We start from the raw sequence: 19,398 nt of genomic DNA on the forward strand, positions 1-19,398 counted from the left end.
GTGTCGAATAATTCAGCCTGACTGTTACGTATATCAATAAGAAGACTTGCAATTGCGACAATAAAAACTGCCCACCGTCAGACCAAAGGAGCTCTTACCGGTGACTTCCGCGTTCCGTTTTACCCCGCTGTTCATTGCATTCACCGCAACGATGCCACTCATGGCACAGGCCGACGAACAAGCCAAGGCTGAAGGCTTTATCGAAGGCTCGTCGCTGAACCTGCATTTTCGCAACGCCTACTTCAATCGCAACAACCTCAACACCGGCGTGCGTGACAACCGCGAATGGGGCCAGGGCTTCGTCGCCCGCTTCGAGTCCGGTTACACCCCCGGCACTGTAGGCTTCGGCCTCGATGCCCACGCCATGCTGGGTTTGAAACTCGATGGCGGTGGCGGCCATGCTGGCACCAGCATCCTGCCCTCGCACTTCAAGAACGAAGACGAACTGGGCGCCGCGCCGCACTCGTTCTCCACCGCTGGGGCGGCGGTCAAGCTCAAGGCATTCGACACCGAGCTCAAGGCCGGTGACCTGTTCCTCACCAACCCGGTGATTGCCGGCGGTGAGACGCGCATGCTGCCGCAGACCTTCCGCGGCGTCAGCCTGACCAACACCAGTGTCGACGGCCTGCTGCTCGAAGGCGGCCAGGTGAGCTTCACCAAGCCGTACAACCAGAGCGGCCATCGGCGTATCGACACCTACTACGGTGCTCTGCAGGACAACCGCGACAGCGATCACCTGAGCTGGGCGGGTGCATCGTGGAGCGGCACCGAGAACATCACCACCAACCTGTATGCCGCCGAGCTGAAGGACATCTGGAACCAGTACTACGTCGACTTCGACTACACCTACGTGGTCAATGACCTGGTCAGTCTCAACCCTGGTGTGCACTTCTATCACACCCAGGACACCGGCCAGGCGCTGCTGGGCGACATCGACAACAACACCTTCAGCCTGCACTTCACGGTCAATGCCGGTTACCACAGCATCACCGCCGCCTATCAGCGGGTCAATGGCGACACGCCGTTCGACTACATCAACCTGGGCGACAGCGTGTACCTGGACAACTCGCGGATGTACTCCGACTTCAACGCGCCGAACGAGCGTTCGTGGAAGCTGCAGTACGACTATGACTTCGCAGGTTTGGGCATTCCTGGCCTGAGCTCGTCGCTGTCGTATTCGCGCGGTGAGGCCGACCTGACCAAGGCTGACCAGAACCGCACCTACTACGACTACTACAACCCGGCCGGCAAGCACGCCACCCACTGGGAACGTGACCTGGACGTGAAGTATGTGTTCCAGGAAGGCAACCTGAAGGATCTGTCGGTGCTGCTGCGCTATGCCAGCCATCGGGCCAATCAGGCGTATGCGTCCGAGCAGGACAATGACGAGATTCGGCTGATCGTCGATTATCCGTTGAACGTATTCTGATCCTGTAATCGCGGGGCAAGCCCGCTCCCACGCTAGCCATTCTAGGGGCAGCGTGGGCGCGGGCTTGCCCGCGACGAAGAGAAGTTGCCCCTCATTCCGTCGGACAGCCAGATAAAATCTTGTCCGACAATATCCACTTGCCTAAACTACCGCCGCCGCTTAATGGCCCTACCCTCAAGGACATGAGGGGCTTATGCAGTTGCGAGTATGACGTTGCCCACCCGATCACCGCGCGCCGCCCTGTACAAGACCCACCCCGAACTGATCCTCAATCTGGGCAGTTGCCTCGCCGTGCTCGCCATTGTGGCCATCGTCAGCTATCTGCTGGCGCGCGAGCGAGACAGCGTCGAGCAATCGGCGATTCGCTCATCGAGCAACATCGTCCAGCTGATCGAGAGCGATATCCTGCGCAATGTCGAGCTCTACGATCAGTCGCTCCAAGGGCTGATCTGGGCGGTCGGGCGCAAGGAGCTGCCACAAGTCCCCGACCAATTGCGCCAACGCCTGCTGTTCAATGAAGCCTTCGTCGATCGTCGCCGCGGCGATGTACTGTGGCTCGACGCCCAAGGCAATGTGGTCGGTGACTCCACCAGCATGCTGCCGCGCAAGGCCAATTTCGCCGATACCGGGGTGTTTCAGGCGCATTTGAACAACGCCAATTTGGGCCTGCTGGTCGGCCCGCCTTTCAAGGCGAAGCTGGGCGACCTGGACTGGTGTATCAGCTTCAGTCGACGGATCAGTGGCCCGCAGGGTGAGTTTCTCGGACTGGCCGCAGGCGCCTTGCGCCTGTCCTACTTCAACGAGCTGTTCCAACGCTTGGACATTGGCAAGGACAGCAGCATCAACCTGTTCAACACCCAGGGGCAGTTATTGGCTCGCCAGCCATCCCGGCCGCAGGATCCTACGATCGGTGCCGATTACAGCAAGCGGGCCAACTTCCAACGTATTCTCAATGAGCGCAGCGGTAGCTTCAGCGCCAGGTCAGCCTTGTCTGACAAGCAACGCATGTACACCTTCGCCAGGGTTGCCGACCTGCCACTGATCGTGCTGGTCGCGCACGCCTCCGATGAAGTCTTCGAATCGTGGCGGCGCACGGCAATCGTGGTCAGCGTGGCCACCGGCGTGCTGTGCATAGGCATTCTCTGGCTGACCCTGCTGCTGGGCCGCGAGCTACGTCGCCGGCATGATGCCGAGCAAAGCCTGGCCACCCTGGCCGCGACTGACAGTCTCACCGGCTTGGCCAACCGCCGCCGTCTGGATCAGGTGTTGCGTCTGGAATGGGCACGGGCGCAGCGCAACCGCCGGCCACTGGCGATCCTGATGGTCGATATCGATCACTTCAAGGCATTCAACCAGCGCCACGGCCATGCCGGTGGCGATCATGCCTTGCGCGAAGTGGCCAAGACCATCGAACGCGCTATCCGCCGCCCGGCAGACTTGGCAGCGCGCTATGGGGGAGAGGAATTTCAGGTGGTGCTGCCGGAGACCGAACTGGCCGGCGCACTGATGCTGGCTGAACGGATTCGTGCCGACGTCCAAGCGCTGCCGCTATTTGGCGAGGATAGCCTGCCAATAACCGTCAGTATCGGCATCGGCCTGTACATCCCCGGCACCCAGCAAGACCTGGCAAGGCTGCTGGGTGCGGCGGACGAAGCCCTGTACCGGGCCAAGGCCGCTGGCCGTAACCGGGTAGCAGGGCCGCTCGATTAAGAGCGAGCGCGCGCGGCGTCACGCAGTGCTTTGACCTGGTCGTGGTTACGCTGCACACCCTGCAGCTGTTTCTCCACCAGGCTATAGGTCGGATCGCTGACGCTGCGGCCAAGCTTGACCAGCTTCTCGCGGGCTTCCTTGTAGGCTTTGAGCGCATGGTCTTCGCCGCGCTCCACCTCATTGAGCACCGCTTCCTCATCCTTACCGGTCACCAGCGACTTGAGGTTGACCCAGCCCCGGTGCAGATCACCGCTGATGCTGGTCGAGGTTTCCGGATCGCCACCCAGGCGACGCACTTCGCTCTGCAGTTCGGCGGCAGCGCTGGAGCACTCGCTGGCGCGCTGGACGAAGAATGACTTCAGCTCGGGGTTCTTGACGTCTTCGGCGGACGTTTTGAAGCCCTTCTCGCCATCCTTGCTGTATTCGATCAGGTCGTTGAGAACGTCGATCACGTCTTTGTTTGGATTGCTCATGACTCAAACTCCTTGGCAGATGGAAGTCCCTAGATACAGAGCAGCCTTCGTGCCAAGCCTGATATTTGAAATAAATCCAATAAAATCAGTTATTTATAAATTAGGTAGGAAGGTATGCAATCGACTTTCTGCATGATCGGCGCTTGGGCGCTCGTGCAGATTGCAGTATGGTCGGCGCTTTGTTATCGATGGCCGTGACGATGAAACCTGAATCGCTGCAACTGCTGGTCACCCGGACCATGCCCTTTGGCAAGTACCAGGGCCGACTGATCGCCGACCTGCCCGGCGACTACCTGGGCTGGTTTGCGCGCAAGGGTTTTCCGCCAGGGGAATTGGGCTCGCTATTGGCGTTGATGCATGAGATCGATCATAACGGCCTGGGTGAGTTGCTGGTGCCGTTGCGGCGCAAGCAAGTACGCTAACCTGCGCCTGTACTGACGCCATCGCGGGGCAAGCCCGCTCCCACGAGTCACCGCCAGCCGCAAGAGCAGCGCGGTATCTGTGGGAGCGGGCTTGCCCCGCGATGGCACTAGCACATTCAGCCCTTGACCGGCGCCACAGCCAATTCAACCTGCTCACTGCGCTTGATCAGCGCATACACCACCGCCGTCAACACGCTGCCAGCGACGATCGCCAGCAGGTACAACAGCGCATGGTTGATCGCATTGGGGATCAACAACACAAACAGCCCACCATGCGGCGCCATCAGCTTGCAGCCGAAATACATCGACAACGCCCCGGTCAGCGCACCACCGGCAATACTTGCCGGAATCACCCGCAGCGGGTCTTTGGCGGCAAACGGAATCGCCCCTTCGGAAATGAAGCACAACCCCAGCGCCAACGCCGCCTTGCCCGCCTCGCGCTCACTCTGGGCGAACTTGCTGCGGGCGATCAAGCTGGCCAGGCCCAGGCCAATCGGCGGCACCATGCCAGCGGCCATGGTCGCCGCCATCGGCGCGTAGCTGTGGGTCGACAGCAAGCCGACCGAGAAGGCATACGCGGCCTTGTTGATCGGCCCGCCCAAGTCCACGCACATCATCCCGCCGAGCAGTAGCCCGAGCAGAATCGCGTTGGTCGTACCCATGGTGTCGAGGAACTGGGTCAGGGCGGCGAGCATGGCTGCCACCGGCTGGCCGACCACGTAGATCATCACCAGGCCCGTGAACAAGCTGGCCAACAGCGGGATGATCAGGATCGGCTTGAGCGCATCCAGGCTGCTGGGCAGGCGTACCCAACGGCTGATCGCCTTGGCGCTGTAGCCGGCCAGGAAACCGGCGACGATGCCGCCGATGAAGCCGGCGCCGAGCAGGGTCGCGAGCATGCCGCCGATCATCCCGGGGGCCAGGCCTGGGCGGTCAGCGATGGACCAGGCGATATAGCCGGCCAGCAGCGGCACCATCAACTTGAAGGCCGCTTCGCCACCGATCTGCATCAATGCTGCGGGCAAGGTGCCGGGCACCTCGTGGGCGTTGATCCCCCACACGTAGGACAGTGCGATCAACAAACCGCCTGCCACCACCATCGGCAACATGAATGACACACCGGTCAGCAGGTGCTTGTAGACGCCGGCCTTCTCGGCTTTTTTCGACGCCTCGCTGGCAGCATCGGCGGTGCTCTCGACCTTGCCTTCGAGCAAGGCCTTGTCGAGCGTCGCTTGCGCCTGCTTGAGGGCAATCCCAGTGCCGCAGCGATAGATCCGCTTGCCAGCAAAGCGGGCCGTCGGCACTTCGATATCTGCGGCCAGCAACACTACGTCTGCCTCGGCAATCGCCGCTACTGGCAGTGGATTGCGCGCACCGACCGAGCCCTGGGTTTCCACAGTGATCTGGTAGCCCAGTTGCTGCGCGGCCTTTTGCAACGCCTCGGCAGCCATGAAGGTATGCGCGACCCCGGTCGGACAGGCGGTCACCGCGACGATACGCGGCACACCAATGGACGCTGACGCCGCGACTGGCACGGGCGATGTCTGCGCCTGTACTTGAGCCTGGGCCGCAGCCTCATCAAGAAAACTTTCTCGGTCAGCCAGGGCCTGGGCGGGTGTGCTTTGGTACAGACGCTTGCCGGCAAAACGCGACAAGTCGACCGGACCCGTGCTGATCACCAGCACCCAGTCGGCTTCAGCGATCTGTACCGCGCTCAAGCGCCGTTCAGGGTGCTCGGCATCCTCTACCTCGACGCTGGTGCTCCAACCGCGACGCTGGGCAGCAGCCGCCAGCAGGCGTGCGCTGAGCACGCTGGACACCTGGCCGTTTGGGCAGGCGGTGACAATGGCGATGTTCATCGGCAACCCTCTTGTTGTTCTGTCAGTTGCACGGCGGCTTCAAGGCGCGCCAGCTGCTCGCGATCAGCAATACCGAAGCCGACCTGGGTCACCGCCTGGGCGGCGATGGCGGTGGCGCGGCGCAAGGTCAGGGCGGGGGCCTCTGCCTGCAGCAAACCATGCACCATGCCAGCCACCAGCGAGTCACCCGCGCCAACCGTACTGGCCACGCGCACCTTAGGCGGCTGGGCGTGCAGGGCCAGGCCATGGGTGAACCAACTCACGCCCTGCTCGCCCTGGGACACCACCACATGCTCGACACCACTGGCCAACAGCCGCTCGGCAGCCGCTCGCTGTTCGGCTTGGGTGTGCACGGCAACGCCGAGCACTTCGCCCAACTCTTCGGTGTTGGGCTTGACCAGCCAAGGGCCGGCTTGAAGGCCAACCCGCAGGGCTTCGCCGCTGGTGTCCAGGGCCACTTTCAAACCTTGCGCTTTAAGCAGTACCAGCAACTCGTGCAGCCACTGCGGGTCGATGCCGCGCGGCAGGCTGCCGGCTACCACCACTGCATCATGGCCGGCCGCGACCTGTTCCAGACGCTGCAACAGGGCGGTGCGCGACGCTTCGTCGACCTGCGGCCCCTGACCATTGATATCGGTCACACGGCCATCGGCCTCGACCAGTTTGATGTTGCTGCGCGTCTCGCCCGCGACCCGCACGAAGCAGTCGGCAAAACCGCGCCAGTCGATCAGCGCTTCGAACGGCTGCAGGTTGTCCCGTCCTAGAAAGCCACCGACGGTAACCCTGTGGCCCAGGTCAGCCAGTACCTGGGCCACGTTCAGGCCCTTGCCGGCGGCGTGGCTGTGCTGGGTCTGGCTGCGATTGACATGCCCTGGGCGCAAACTGTCGAGGCTGACGGTGATGTCCAGCGCGGGGTTGAGGGTCAGGGTGAGGATCTTGGCCATCAGTAACGCTCCACCAGCGCCCGCACGGCGGCGGCGCTGTCTTGTTGCAGGGCCTCGCACGCCAAGGCGCGGGCCGTCTGGTAATCGGCCTGGCGCACCAGTGCCTTGACTTCGGCGACGCTGCGACTGGCCACGCTCAGCTCATCGACCTCAAGGCCGAGCAACAGCGCCACCGCCTGCGGGTCAGCGGCCAACTCGCCACACACGCCCACCCACTTGCCCTCGGCATGCGCAGCGCGCACGGTCATGTCGATCAAGCGCAGCACCGCCGGGTGCAGGCCATCGGCCTGGGCCGAGAGGCTTGGATGACCGCGGTCGATGGCCAAGGTGTACTGGGTCAAGTCGTTGGTGCCGATGCTGAAGAAGTCCACCTCGCGCGCCAGCTGGGGCGCCAACAACGCCGCCGACGGCACCTCGACCATGATCCCCAGTTGCAGGTCGCTGACCGGGATCTCCTCCAGCAAGCGCTCGACCATCGCCCTGGCCTCGCGCCATTCATGGATCTGCCCAACCATCGGGAACATGATTCGCAGCGGCCGCCCCTCGGCCGAGCGCAGCAGCGCGCGCAGCTGGTCCTCCATCACCTGCGGCCGCTGCAGGGTGAGCCGCACCCCGCGCACGCCGAGGAAGGGGTTTTCTTCGGCTGCGATCGGCCAGTACGGCAGGGGTTTGTCGCCGCCCACATCCAGGGTACGCACCACCAAAGGGCGCCCACCCAGACCATCGAGCACGCGTCGGTACTCAGCCTCCTGGGTCGCGACATCGGGTGCCTGGGAATGCGCCATGAAGATCAATTCGGTGCGCAGCAGGCCGATACCTTCGGCGCCCTGTTCGACCACTTTGTCGATGCCGGTGCTTTCACCGATGTTGGCAAACACTTCGATGGCATGGCCATCACGGGTGATCGCCGGTTCATGGCGATTGGCCCAGGCAGCCTGCAGACGTTGCTCGCGCAGATCGCGTTCGGCCAAGGCGCGTTGCAGCTCAGCGGCGGGCGGCGCGACAGTGACCCGGCCACGCTGGCCATCGAGCAGCAGTGGCGTACCGGCTTCGAGCAAGAGAATCGCCGCACCAGCACCAACCACCGCCGGGATACCCAACGCCCGCGCAACGATGGCGCTGTGGGCGGTGGCGCCACCGTGGGCGGTGACGATCCCTGCGACCCGGGCCGGATCCAGGCGGGCAACGTCGGACGGGCCGACCTCGGCCATGACCAATACGTAGGGCTGCTCAGGCTCTGCGGTTTGTTGCACGCCACACAATTGCGCCAGCACCCGTCGGCCAATGTCGCGCAGATCGGCCGCGCGCTCGGCGAGCAAGGCATCGTGCAAGGCCTCCTGCTGCCGTGCAGCGGCCTCGATCACCGCCATCCAGGCTGCTGCCGCGCTTTCGCCCTGGGCCAGCCGCTGATCGACGTCATCGCTCAAGGCGGGGTCAGCGAGCATTTCCTGGTGGGTGACGAAGATCTCGCCGATGGCCTTGTCGCTTCGCTGCACCAGGGTATGCAAATCCGCGTTGACCGCCTCCAGCGCCTGGCGCAGTTTGCTGCGTTCCTGCACCGGCGACTCACCGCGCAAAGGGTAGTCGATCTCGCGCTCGACGCAGAGATGAGCCGGGCCGCAGGCGATCCCAGGTGCCGCTGCCACACCCTGAACCAGGCTGCCCGGCTGCGGCGCGACAAGGGCTCGTTCGTTTACCGCAGCGGCTGGCTGGGCAATTTCCGGCAACGGCTCAACCTCTTCGCCCAAGCCCTGCTCGATGGCCGCCAGCAGTGCCGGCAAGGCATCAGCGGCAATGCTCGGCTCGGCGATCAGTTCCAGCGTCTGCCCGCGCCGCGCACCGAGGCCGAGCAGCTTACTCAGGCTCTTGACCGACACCGCGGGCTGGGCGCTTTCGAGCAGGCGGATGCGTACTTCACCGGCAAAACCTTTGGCCAACTGCGCCAGCACCTTGGCCGGGCGCGCGTGCAAACCATGCGGGTTGGCCAGCACGATGCGGGCGCTGGGCCAGTCGACTGGCGCCTCGCCGCCGAGCACTTCAAGCACCGCTCTGCTGCTGGTGGCCTGGTACAGCGTTTGCCCGCGGCCTTCGATCAACACCTCGCACAACCGCTCAAGCAATGCCTGATGGGCCGCGCCCAGGCTGGCCAGGCAGAACAGGCCATTGAGCGGTTGCTCGCGATAGCGCAGTGGCTGCTGCGGGGTAATGAAGGCCAGGCCGGGCTGACGCACCTGACGCTCGCTATGCAGCCACCACAAACCCTCGCCCAACGGCAGCGGCTCGGCCTGCTGCAGCACGGCGGCAAAGCCGCTATCGACGCAGCCGGCGCGTTGCAACAGGCGTGCGCCGCGCCAGGCCAGCTCATCGAAATCTTCGGCGGGCAGGTTCAGCCCGACCAGTTGCGCATCCAGCGCCAGCTCCTGCGGCGCACCCTGCAACAACTTGAGCAGGGCGTCGGCGGAGCTGGCCCGGCGCAGCGCCTCGGCGAGGTCGGTCTCGCCCAGCGCGCGGGTCAGCAACTGAAGCAGGCGCAGGTGTTCATCGGAACGGGCAGCGATGGCAATCGCCAGGTAGACCACCTGCCCATCGCCCCAGTCGACGCCCTCGGGAAACTGCATCAAGCGCACACCGGTGGCGAACACCTGGTCGCGGGTCTGCGGCGTGCCATGGGGGATGGCGATGCCCTGGCCGAGGAAGGTCGAGCCTTGCGCCTCGCGCGCCTGCAAGCCCTCAAGGTATCCCTCGGCGACCAGGCCATCCTCGACCAGACAACGGGCCAGCAGGCGCAGCGCCTCGCCCTTGTCGGCAGCCGACTGGCCCATGGCTATCTGCTCTTTGGCGAGCTCGAGCATGACCTTCTCCTTTTGCAGCCCCGAAATGGGTACTGAGGTATTGTTGTGAAATTCACTCTATCAATCGGTTCACGGGTCAGGCGCAGGCGGCAACCACGGCAGTCAAATTGCCTGCTGAAACGATTAATCTGACCATGTGGCCACGTTACTCGATAATCTGCCGACTAAAAAGCCCCATCCTGTCGGACAATTGCGACAATGGTCGTCTGCGCGCGAGCCTGGCCATGGGGGAAACTATCCGGTCAAGCTCTACAGCCAGTCCCGGTAATAACAAGGAAAATTCGGTGAAACTCAGCGATATCGCCCGTCTGGCCGGTGTGTCAGTGACCACCGCCAGCTACGTCATCAATGGCAAGGCCGAACAGCAGCGCATCAGCAACAGCACGGTCGAGCGTGTGCGTGCGGTGGTCGAGGCCCATGGCTTCACGCCCAACCCCCAGGCCGCTGGCCTGCGCAGCCGGCACACACGCACCCTGGGCTTCATTCTCCCGGATCTGGAGAACCCCAGCTACGCCCGCATCGCCAAACAGCTCGAACAAGGCGCGCGCGCCCGTGGCTATCAACTGCTGATTGCCAGCAGCGACGACCAACCCGACAGCGAGCGGCAGTTGCAGCAGCTGTTCCGCGCCCGGCGTTGCGATGCGCTGTTCGTCGCCAGCTGCCTGCCGCCGGAAGATGACAGCTATCGCGAACTGCAAGACAAAGGCCTGCCCGTGATCGCCATCGACCGGCGCCTGGACCCGGCGCATTTCTGCTCGGTGATCAGCGACGACCGTGATGCCAGCCAGCAGTTGGCGCACAGCCTGCTCGCCACCCGCCCACGCAGCATCGCCCTGATCGGTGCACGCCCGGAATTGTCGGTCAGCCAGGCGCGCGCGGGCGGCTTCGACCAGGCGCTGGAGCAGTTCGATGGGGACGTGCGGCGCTACCAGGGCGAGGCGTTCAGCCGTGACTGTGGCCAGCGCCTGATGCAGCAGCTGATCAGTGACCTGGGCGGCCTGCCGGATGCCCTGGTGACCACCTCGTACGTGCTGCTGCAAGGGGTGTTCGACACCTTGCAAACGCGCCCGGCCGACTCGCGTCAGTTGCAGTTGGGCACCTTTGGCGACAACCAGTTGCTGGACTTCCTGCCGCTGCCGGTCAACGCCATGGCCCAGCAACACGGCCTGATCGCCGCCACGGCCCTGGAACTGGCCCTGGCCGCGATCGAAGAAAAACGCTACGAACCCGGCGTACACGCGGTGGCGCGTACCTTCAAGCAACGTATCCAGCCGGCCTGACATGCGCCTGATCGACACCCACACCCACCTGGACTTCGCCGACTTCGACGACGACCGCCAGCAACTGCTGGACAATGCCCAGGCCCGAGGGGTCGAGCGCATGGTGGTGCTGGGGGTGTATCAGGACAATCTGCAACGCGTTTGGGATCTGGCCTGTGCCGATCCCCGCGTGGTTGCCGCTCTCGGCCTGCATCCGGTGTACCTGGAGCAGCATCGGCCAGAGCACCTGCAGCAGCTGCGCGACTGGCTCGAACGCCTGCGCGGTGATCCGCGGTTGTGCGCTGTTGGCGAGTTCGGCCTGGATTACTACCTGCCTGAACTGGACCAGGCGCGCCAGCAAGCGCTGTTCGAGGCCCAACTGCAAATGGCCTGCGACTTCGCACTGCCCTCGCTGCTGCACGTGCGCCGCAGCCACGCGCAGGTGATCGCTACCCTCAAACGTTACAAGCCAGCGCGGGCCGGGATCATCCATGCGTTTGCGGGTAGCTATGAGGAGGCGCGCGAGTACATCAAGCTTGGCTTCAAGCTGGGGCTTGGCGGCGCCGCAACCTGGCCACAGGCATTGCGCCTGCGTAAAACAGTGGCGCGCTTGCCGCTGGAGAGCGTGGTACTGGAAACCGATTCGCCGGATATGGCGCCCGCGATGTTTGCCGGGCAGCGCAACAGCCCGGAGCATTTGCCCCAGATTGCCCAAGTGCTGGCGGGGCTGATGGGGGTTGAGACTGAGCGCTTGGCTGAGGTTAGTAGCCGCAATGCCTGTGAGTTGTTTGGTTGGTAATACTGGCCTCATCGCGGGGCAATCCCGCTCCCACGTTGCATCCGCGATGAGGCCTGCCGATCAAACCCTGAAGGCGCCGATCAAGCGCTTGAGCTCGGTCACCTGCCCGGACAACGCCCGGCTGGCATCCTCGGTCTGACAAGCCCCTTGCGTGGTGTCCTGGGCTGCGCGGTTGATCGCCACGATGTTCTGGTCGATGTCATGCGCCACGGCAGTCTGCTGCTCGACTGCCGCCGCGATTTGCTGGTTCTGCTCGACGATCCCGCCCACCGCTGCGAGGATATTGCCCAGTGCCTGCTGCACTTGGCGGGCTTCGTCGACCGTGCCCGCGGCCATCTGATGGCTGCTGCCCATGGCCTTGACCGCCGCACCGACACCCTCCTGCAAGCGCTGGATCATCTGGGCGATTTCTTCGGTTGAGTCTTGGGTGCGCTTGGCCAAGGTGCGCACTTCATCGGCCACCACCGCAAAGCCCCTGCCCTGCTCGCCCGCTCGCGCCGCCTCGATGGCAGCGTTGAGCGCCAGCAGGTTGGTCTGCTCGGCAATGCTGCGAATCACAGCCAGCACGCCGCCAATCGCCTGGCTGTCGCCGGCCAGCTGATTGACCGTCACCACGCTTTGGTCGATCTCCCCGGCCAGGCGGGCGATGCTGTCTTGTTGGTGCTCGACCAGGCCACGGCCGGTGGCGCTTTCACGGTTGACCTGTTGTGCTCCCTCGGCAGCCAACGCCGCGCTGCGGGCGACTTCCAGGGCGGTGGCGCTCATTTGATTCATGGCCGTGGCGACCTGCTCGATCTGCTCGCGCTGGCCACTCACCGCCTGGTTGCTGCGCACCGACACCGCCAGTACCTGCCCGGCCTGCGCCTCGACTGTAGTGACGGTATGGCCGACCTGGCCAATCAGCTCGCGAATCCTGCGCACGGTCTCATTGAAGGCACTGCCCAGCTCACCCAGCTCATCGCGGCTGCGCGCCTGGTAGCTCACGGTCATGTCGCCGGCGGCGACTTTATCCATGGCCGCGCCCAACCCGCGCAGGGTCTGACGGGTGGATACGTAAAAGCCGCTGTAGAGGTAGATGATCAGTGCGAACACCGTGGCCAGGGCGGCGATCAGGGCGATCATGCGCAGGCGGTGTTCGGCCAGGCGCTCTTGCAATTGCACCTGTAGCTGGGCCAGCACCGCATCATTGAGGCGATAGGTTTGGCCCATCAGCTCGCTGACCTCTTGATAGAACGCCGGCCACGGCGCATCCAGGGTTTCGGCCACCACCACCTGGTCTTCGAACAGTGTCGCCGCCTGCTTGACGGTCGCCTGACTCGCCAGGGCAGCAGCACTAAGCATGGCCTTGGCCTGGGAATCACTGGCCAGGGCATCGTCCAGGCGGATGGCATAGTCAGCGCCCAGCCGCTCCAGGCGTTGCAGCAAGTCTTCAAACCGCGCACTGCCTGCCGAGTCGATGAACCCTCGGCCTAACGCAACGGCGCCCATCGCCCGCCCCTCACCCAGGGTTTGCGTGACCTGGGCCGTCGCGGTGCCAAGCACTTCGGTCAACTGGCGCACCGAGGCCTGGCTGTCCTGGCTCAGGCCCGCCTGGGCAGCCACCAACTTGGCCAAGACCTGGGCTTGGCCCAACAGCTTGTCGAACAACGCCACCTTGTTCTGCAACGAAGATTCATCGCGCGCACGGGTAAACGCCTCACTCAGCTCCGCACGCTTGTCTTCCAACAGCGGATCACTGGACTGCAACGCCTGCAACTGGGCCGCGAGCTTGTCTTGCAGAGCGCCAATGCGTTGCTCGACATCGCCGGCCTGCCCCGACTGGCCAAGCACAGCGTTGATTTGCAGAAGGTTGCCAAGGGTTTCCAGATCGGCTCGCAGCACCAGGCTACCGGCCAACGGGCCCAGGCCTTGCAGTTCTAGGTGGGTGGCGTGGTATTGGCGATAGGCGTCGCGCACCAGATAGAAACTGGTGACCAGCATGGGCAGGAAGAACAAGATGCTGATCAGGCTGAACTTCAGGCCGAAGCTCAGCCGATTCATGAGTGCGATGGCCGGATAGAGCAAGCGCTGCACAGGTCACCTCCTTGGATTATTGTTGTTCTGCGGTGTGGCACGTGGCCATTAATAGCGCAGATCCAATCCAAGGTTTGTAACTTATGGTTAAGCGCCAGCTTAGCTGTTGGCCTCACCTTCGCTATCGTGGGGCAAGCCCGCTGCCACGCTAGCGAGCATCACCGGGCCTGATCAGACCAAGACCGTCCACAGCGCAAAACCCGCATACCACAGCACCGCCGAGCGCAGCAGCAGCTCCCACAGGCTATCCAGACGCGCCAGCCCACGCTGACTGTCTTCTTGCTCTGGAATGTCATCCGCCACCCGGCCAACCCGAGCGATCAGGTGGCCGGCGCTGATCCGCCAGTTGAGCAGTTCGTGCAGCATCACGCGCATTACCGCCACGAAGTTACCCACCAGGGCGAAGCTTAGGGCCAAGACCCGCACTGGCAACCAGTCCATGACGTGGCGCAGCTGTTCGGCCTTGGCCTTGAGCGGTGGTTGACCGCTATATTCGGCGCACAGCACCAGCAACCGATAAGCCAGCGCCGCGCCTGGGCCGAGCAGGAAGTACCAGAAGATCACGGCAAAGAAGCTCTGGTAAGCCTGCCACAGCAGATAGCCTTGAACCCGGATCAGCAGGCTTTGCGGATCATCCGCCGCCAGCCCCAGGTCGCGTTCGGCTACATGCAGCGCGGCCTGGTCATCGCCACGTCGCCAGGCGTCGCGAAACGGCCCGAGCGCGGCCTTGGCATCGCCGCGGCCGAGGCTATAGACCAGTACCAACAGGTGTACCGGCAGCGCCAGCAGGCCATAGGCCACCGGCTCCAGCACGTACAGCAGCAACACCAGCAGCGCTACCGGCGCCAACACCAGGATCGCCAGGCTCCACCACGGGTGCACTTTGCCGCTGCGCTCCAGGCGCGCCAGCTCAGTGAGGAAGAAACCATCACGCTGCAACCGCTGACGCAGGGCAGAGAACTTCTCGACCCACAGCACCAGCACCAACACCAGAAAACTCATGGATTTACCTCGTTGTCCTGCAAATCGGCGCGATAGCGATGCCAGTCAAAGGCTGGGCCGGGGTCGGTTTTGCGCCCCGGGGCGATCTCGTCGTGACCACGAATACGGGCTGGCCCGATGACCGGCCAGGCCCCGCGAATCTCTTGGGTGAGCTGTACCAGGGTGGCGTACTGGGCATCGGTGTAAGGCAACTCGTCGGTCCCCTCCAGTTCGATGCCAATCGAGAAATCGTTACACCCTTCACGGCCCTCGAAGCGCGATACCCCGGCATGCCAGGCACGGTCGAGCAGCGACACGAACTGAGTCACCGCGCCATCGCGCTCGACGAACAGGTGCGCCGATACCGTGAGGTGGCAGATGTCTTGAAAGTAGGGGTGCTCGGCAGGGTCTAGCTGGTTCTGGAAAAATTGCTGGACCTTGCCGGTGCCGAAACAGGCAGGCGGCAGGCTGATGTTGTGGATCACCAGCAGGGAGATCGCCTCGCCCTCAGGGCGGCTATTGAAGTTGGGCGAGGGGCAGTGGGTAACGCCGGAAAACCAGCCTGTCGCACGGTCCAATTGCATTGAGCAGATCCTGTAGATCACCAGGTATAGGGCACCCAGTATGCCCCCTGACAATCGCGCTTGCATGTAAATGATTGTGCTGCGGCCACGCCTTCAGCGCGCCTGCTGGCTGCGCAGATGGCTGAGCACCGCGTCCAACGCGCGCTCGAACAGCAGGCCATCATCGATCAGGCGCACTTCGCCTCGGCGCAGCGCCTGGGCCAGGCTGCTGCTGTTCCATTCGCGCACTTTCATGCCGGTGCGATTGGCAAACACCAGGCGATCGCTGCTGTCGATCCGGGCAACCAGCTTGCAGCGCAGTGGCTCATCGTCATCGAGCACTTCAACCCAGCTGCCGACGCGAAGACGCTCAACCAGTTGCTTCTCTGCCTCTTGCTGCTCAGGCTGCAACACCCCAGCACAGGCCGACTCGTCGGCAATCGCCAAGACAATTTCATCCGCCACCAGTACGTGGTCGGCTGCCGGTGTTCGAGCCTCCTGCGATTCGGTACAGGCGTGCAGGTGCAATTGTTCCAGTTGCAGGAAAAACTCCCGCGCCGCCGCTGAGTCCAGGGCCACACTGGCCAAGCCTTCGCGCAGCGCCTTGAGCAGCCCCGGCACCTGCTGGAGCAATCGCTGGCAGGCCTGCTCGCCCTGGTGCGGGGCGATGCTGGCGAGCAAATCATCCATGGTCTGCAGCCCGTCGAGCCAAGCGCTACCCGCTTCGCCCTGCTTGAGCCAGGCCAACAGCAAAACCTGGCTCCAGGACTGCACCAGCATCTGCACCACCACCTGCGGCAGCACGCGGCCGTGCAGGCGCACATTCAGTGCCTGCTGCACCTGCTGACGGGCCTGCAAGGTACGGGCACGGCCTTCTTCAGCATCGCGGGTGCGTTGCTCGAGCAGCTCGTTGCGACGCCGCTCATCCTGATTGAACGCGAGGAAATCCTCGAGCAGCTCGGCAAACAGCCGTGGATCCTCGTTGAAGTCATTGAGCAAGCGCTGGACGATCCGTTCGACCCGCAACTGCAGGCTGTCTCGTGGACCCTGTGGGTCAGCTTCCCAACCAATCGCAGCGGCGGCGATTTCATTGAGCAGGCGTCGGGCCGGATGATTGGCGCGGCTGAACAGGCCTTTGTCGAGCAGCGCCACCTTGAGCAGCGGTATGTGCAGGCGGCCAATCAGGGCGCGTAAATTGACCGGCAAATTGGCATCGGCCTGGATGAAATCGAACAGCAGACCGACCAGATTGATCAGGTCTTCATCGGCGCTGGAGATGCGCCGACGGCTGCCGCTGCGTACGCTGACCCGCAGCAGCAACTGCTCAAGCTGCTGGCCCAGATGGAAGTCATCCGGCTCACCGGTGGCCGGCACATAATTTTGCAGGTGCGACAGCAGGCGCAACAGATCGGCCGTGCTGATGGGCTGGGCGGCAGCCAGGCTTTGCAAGCGCGGTGCGACGCGGCCTCGCACTGGCGCCAGGAGCGCTTGCAGCGAGGCGAAGTAGGCTTGGCCTGCGCTATCGGCATCAGTTTCGGCGCCAGCTGCCAGACAATCTGGGACACATCGGTCAGCCAGGCGTCGGTCTTCTGCGCGGCGACGCGGCGCAGCCTTGAGCTCCGGCAAGACACCGCCAGCGGCGAGCAGCTGATTGGCCTCGCCGTACAACAGGTCAAGGTCGCGCAGCACGTAGCGCTCGAACAGTTTGAGCAAGATCAGTTTGACCTTGGGGCCTACTCCCAGGCTGCGCCCGGCGTCGAGAAAGTACCCACACAAGGCTTCAGGCCCCAACGGATTACGCGGCTCATCCAGTGCCTGATCAAGTAACGCCTGAAAGCGCAGGCCCAGCTGGCCGAGGGCAAAGCCCTCGCGCGACAACACCCGGTCGAGCATGGTTTGAATAGCCGCAGCGCGCTCAAGCTGCAGCGTGTTGCGCAAGAACTCGCTAACGCCAAGATAGGGCAAAGGGTCGGCTTGGCCCATCTGGGCAAATGCCTGATAAAAACTGTCGAGGAATGCGCGTTCGATGCTCTTGCGCTTGAGGCGTAGATCGCGCATGGCTTCGAAATAAAGGTTCTGATCGCAACGTTCGACGGCCTTGTCGGCCATTTCGAACAGCGTATCGTCAGCATTGTCGAACAACGCCTGCAAACCCTGGCGCAGGTGCAGCGCGGCCTTGTCGCGCACCTGGAGTAACAGGATGGGAAGACAGGGCAAGGGCGCACGCACGCCTTTGTCGATGGCCGCCGCCAGGGGCACCACCTTGCCTTCTTTATGCATCCCATACTCCTTGCAGGAAAATCGTCAAAGTCATGACGCCAAATACTGGGCGCTATTATCGACAAAAAATCTTACAGCTACCAGCGCGCTCTACCCCCAGCCCGGTAAATGACCGCAATTTGCCCAGATTGCTCATCCGCCCTGACCAAAGGTCAGGCTGCGGACGGCTGTACACACCAGCCCCCTGCCCTATAATCGCCGGCATCTAGCTTGTGGAGCCGACCATGCCGAACCTACGCCTTGCCGACCTGACTGCCGAAATCGAAGCCAACGTGCGTCGCGCACTGCTCGAAGACATTGGCAGCGGCGACATTACCGCCCAGCTGATCCCGGCGGAGCGCCTGGCCAAGGCGACCATCATCACCCGCGAGGACTGCACGATCGCCGGCACCGCGTGGGTCGATGCGGTATTTCGTCAGCTCGATCCGCGGGTGGCGGTGCATTGGCAGGTAGCCGATGGCGAGCAGGCCAAGGCCAATCAGCCCTTGTTCCATCTCGAAGGCCCGGCGCGCTCGCTGCTCAGCGGTGAACGGTCGGCGTTGAATTTTTTGCAGATGCTTTCGGGTGTCGCGACACGAGCGCGGTTTTTGGCGGGCTTGGTCGAGGGTACCCAGGTGCGCCTGCTCGATACCCGCAAGACCCTGCCTGGCCTGCGTCTGGCACAGAAGTACGCAGTGACCTGCGGCGGCTGCGATAACCACCGTATCGGCTTGTACGACGCCTTCCTGATCAAGGAAAACCATATCGCCGCCAGTGGTGGGGTGGCCGAGGCCGTGGCGGCGGCGCAGCGCATCGCCCCAGGCAAGCCGGTAGAGATCGAGGTGGAAAGCCTGGATGAGCTGCGTCAGGCGCTGGCGGCCGGTGCCGACATCGTCATGCTCGATGAGCTGAGCCTGGATGAAATGCGAGAAGCCGTGCGCATCAATGCCGGCAAGGCCAAGCTCGAGGCCAGCGGCGGGGTCAACGAGAGCACCCTGCGGGTGATTGCCGAGACGGGTGTGGACTACATCTCGATTGGCGCTATGACCAAAGATGTAAAGGCGGTGGACCTGTCGATGCGACTTAGCCTGTGAAATACATCGCGGGGCAAGCCCGCTCCCACGCGTATACATGACCACGTGGGAGATTCTAGGGTTATGGGCAAGCCAAACTCATAGACCCGTCGATGCGCCTCAGCCTGTGAAATGCATCGCGGGGCAAGCCCGCTCCCACGCGTATACATGACCACGTGGGAGATTCTAGGGTTATGGGCAAGCCAAACTCATAGACCCGTCGATGCGCCTCAGCCTGTGAAATGCATCGCGGGGCAAGCCCGCTCCCACGCGTATACATGACCACGTGGGAGATTCTAGGGTTATGGGCAAGCCAAACTCATAGACCCGTCGATGCGCCTCAGCCTGTGAAATGCATCGCGGGGCAAGCCCGCTCCCACGCGTATACATGACCACGTGGGAGATTCTAGGGTTATGGGCAAGCCAAACTCATAGACCCGTCGATGCGCCTCAGCCTGTGAAATGCATCGCGGGGCAAGCCCGCTCCCACGCGTATACATGACCACGTGGGAGATTCTAGGGTTATGGGCAAGCCAAACTCATAGACCCGTCGATGCGCCTCAGCCTGTGAAATGCATCGCGGGGCAAGCCCGCTCCCACGCGTATACATGACCACGTGGGAGATTCTAGGGTTATGGGCAAGCCAAACTCATAGACCCGTCGATGCGCCTCAGCCTGTGAAATGCATCGCGGGGCAAGCCC

At 63.3% G+C, this 19,398-nt stretch carries 14 protein-coding genes and 1 pseudogene; 6 read left to right on the plus strand and 9 right to left on the minus strand.

Features of this window, described 5'->3' with window-relative positions:
• The first annotated feature begins 100 nt into the window (after positions 1–100).
• Together AAZU54_RS12010 and AAZU54_RS12015 are read left to right on the plus strand one after the other, a co-directional pair.
• On the plus strand, positions 101–1,429 hold the full coding sequence (locus tag AAZU54_RS12010; protein WP_186554136.1) for an OprD family porin: 1,329 nt from the start codon (positions 101–103) through the stop codon (positions 1,427–1,429).
• A 213-nt stretch (positions 1,430–1,642) separates the two neighbouring features.
• Complete coding sequence (locus AAZU54_RS12015) at positions 1,643–3,139, plus strand: sensor domain-containing diguanylate cyclase (RefSeq protein ID WP_434727207.1); 1,497 nt, start codon at positions 1,643–1,645, stop codon at positions 3,137–3,139.
• Here the strand turns inward: AAZU54_RS12015 and AAZU54_RS12020 are convergent.
• Positions 3,136–3,612, minus strand: coding sequence for a ferritin-like domain-containing protein (locus tag AAZU54_RS12020; RefSeq protein WP_434727197.1), 477 nt, complete (start codon positions 3,610–3,612; stop codon positions 3,136–3,138). The genes AAZU54_RS12015 and AAZU54_RS12020 overlap by 4 nt on opposite strands.
• Before the next feature lie 200 nt (positions 3,613–3,812).
• Between AAZU54_RS12020 and AAZU54_RS12025 the strand changes: the two genes are divergently transcribed.
• Positions 3,813–4,034 (plus strand): DUF3820 family protein, encoded by a 222-nt coding sequence (locus AAZU54_RS12025; RefSeq protein WP_434727198.1) that lies wholly within the window; start codon positions 3,813–3,815, stop codon positions 4,032–4,034.
• A 116-nt stretch (positions 4,035–4,150) separates the two neighbouring features.
• Here the strand turns inward: AAZU54_RS12025 and AAZU54_RS12030 are convergent, their stop codons facing one another.
• Genes AAZU54_RS12030 through ptsP form a run of 3 tightly spaced genes read right to left on the minus strand, consistent with a single transcriptional unit; the run spans position 4,151 to position 9,689 of the window.
• Positions 4,151–5,893 (minus strand): PTS fructose-like transporter subunit IIB, encoded by a 1,743-nt coding sequence (locus AAZU54_RS12030; RefSeq protein WP_405129981.1) that lies wholly within the window; start codon positions 5,891–5,893, stop codon positions 4,151–4,153.
• On the minus strand, positions 5,890–6,837 hold the full coding sequence (gene pfkB, locus AAZU54_RS12035) for a 1-phosphofructokinase (protein ID WP_434727199.1): 948 nt from the start codon (positions 6,835–6,837) through the stop codon (positions 5,890–5,892). The genes AAZU54_RS12030 and pfkB overlap by 4 nt, the downstream gene beginning before the upstream one ends.
• Complete coding sequence (gene ptsP, locus AAZU54_RS12040; protein WP_434727200.1) at positions 6,837–9,689, minus strand: phosphoenolpyruvate--protein phosphotransferase; 2,853 nt, start codon at positions 9,687–9,689, stop codon at positions 6,837–6,839. The genes pfkB and ptsP overlap by 1 nt, the downstream gene beginning before the upstream one ends.
• 284 nt (positions 9,690–9,973) lie before the next feature.
• Here ptsP and cra point away from each other — a divergent pair, with 284 nt between their 5' ends.
• Positions 9,974–10,969 carry a catabolite repressor/activator gene (gene cra / locus AAZU54_RS12045; RefSeq protein ID WP_434727201.1) on the plus strand — a complete coding sequence of 332 codons (996 nt, stop codon included), beginning with the start codon at positions 9,974–9,976 and terminating at the stop codon, positions 10,967–10,969.
• Between the two features lies 1 nt (position 10,970).
• A complete protein-coding gene (locus AAZU54_RS12050) occupies positions 10,971–11,747 on the plus strand; it encodes a TatD family hydrolase (RefSeq protein WP_405129979.1) in 777 nt (258 codons plus the stop codon).
• 60 nt (positions 11,748–11,807) lie between these two features.
• Here the strand turns inward: AAZU54_RS12050 and AAZU54_RS12055 are convergent, their stop codons facing one another.
• The 5 genes and pseudogenes from AAZU54_RS12055 to AAZU54_RS12075 form a co-directional block, all read right to left on the minus strand.
• Complete coding sequence (locus AAZU54_RS12055; protein WP_409456859.1) at positions 11,808–12,521, minus strand: methyl-accepting chemotaxis protein; 714 nt, start codon at positions 12,519–12,521, stop codon at positions 11,808–11,810.
• A 141-nt stretch (positions 12,522–12,662) separates the two neighbouring features.
• Positions 12,663–13,787: pseudogene (locus AAZU54_RS12060) on the minus strand (HAMP domain-containing protein); the annotation flags it as partial.
• 204 nt (positions 13,788–13,991) lie between these two features.
• Complete coding sequence (gene ampE, locus AAZU54_RS12065) at positions 13,992–14,822, minus strand: regulatory signaling modulator protein AmpE (protein ID WP_434727202.1); 831 nt, start codon at positions 14,820–14,822, stop codon at positions 13,992–13,994.
• Positions 14,819–15,385: a 1,6-anhydro-N-acetylmuramyl-L-alanine amidase AmpD gene (gene ampD, locus AAZU54_RS12070; RefSeq protein WP_434727203.1), complete on the minus strand. Its 567-nt coding sequence runs from the start codon at positions 15,383–15,385 to the stop codon at positions 14,819–14,821. Before ampD ends, ampE begins: the two co-directional genes overlap by 4 nt.
• 93 nt (positions 15,386–15,478) lie before the next feature.
• Positions 15,479–17,644, minus strand: a complete 2,166-nt coding sequence (locus AAZU54_RS12075; protein ID WP_434727204.1) for a DUF1631 domain-containing protein — start codon at positions 17,642–17,644, stop codon at positions 15,479–15,481.
• A 224-nt stretch (positions 17,645–17,868) separates the two neighbouring features.
• Between AAZU54_RS12075 and nadC the strand changes: the two genes are divergently transcribed.
• Complete coding sequence (nadC, locus tag AAZU54_RS12080) at positions 17,869–18,717, plus strand: carboxylating nicotinate-nucleotide diphosphorylase (RefSeq protein ID WP_186554148.1); 849 nt, start codon at positions 17,869–17,871, stop codon at positions 18,715–18,717.
• Positions 18,718–19,398: the final 681 nt, after the last annotated feature.

The organism is Pseudomonas sp. Je.1.5.c (assembly GCF_051129895.1).
GTDB lineage: Bacteria > Pseudomonadota > Gammaproteobacteria > Pseudomonadales > Pseudomonadaceae > Aquipseudomonas > Aquipseudomonas urmiensis.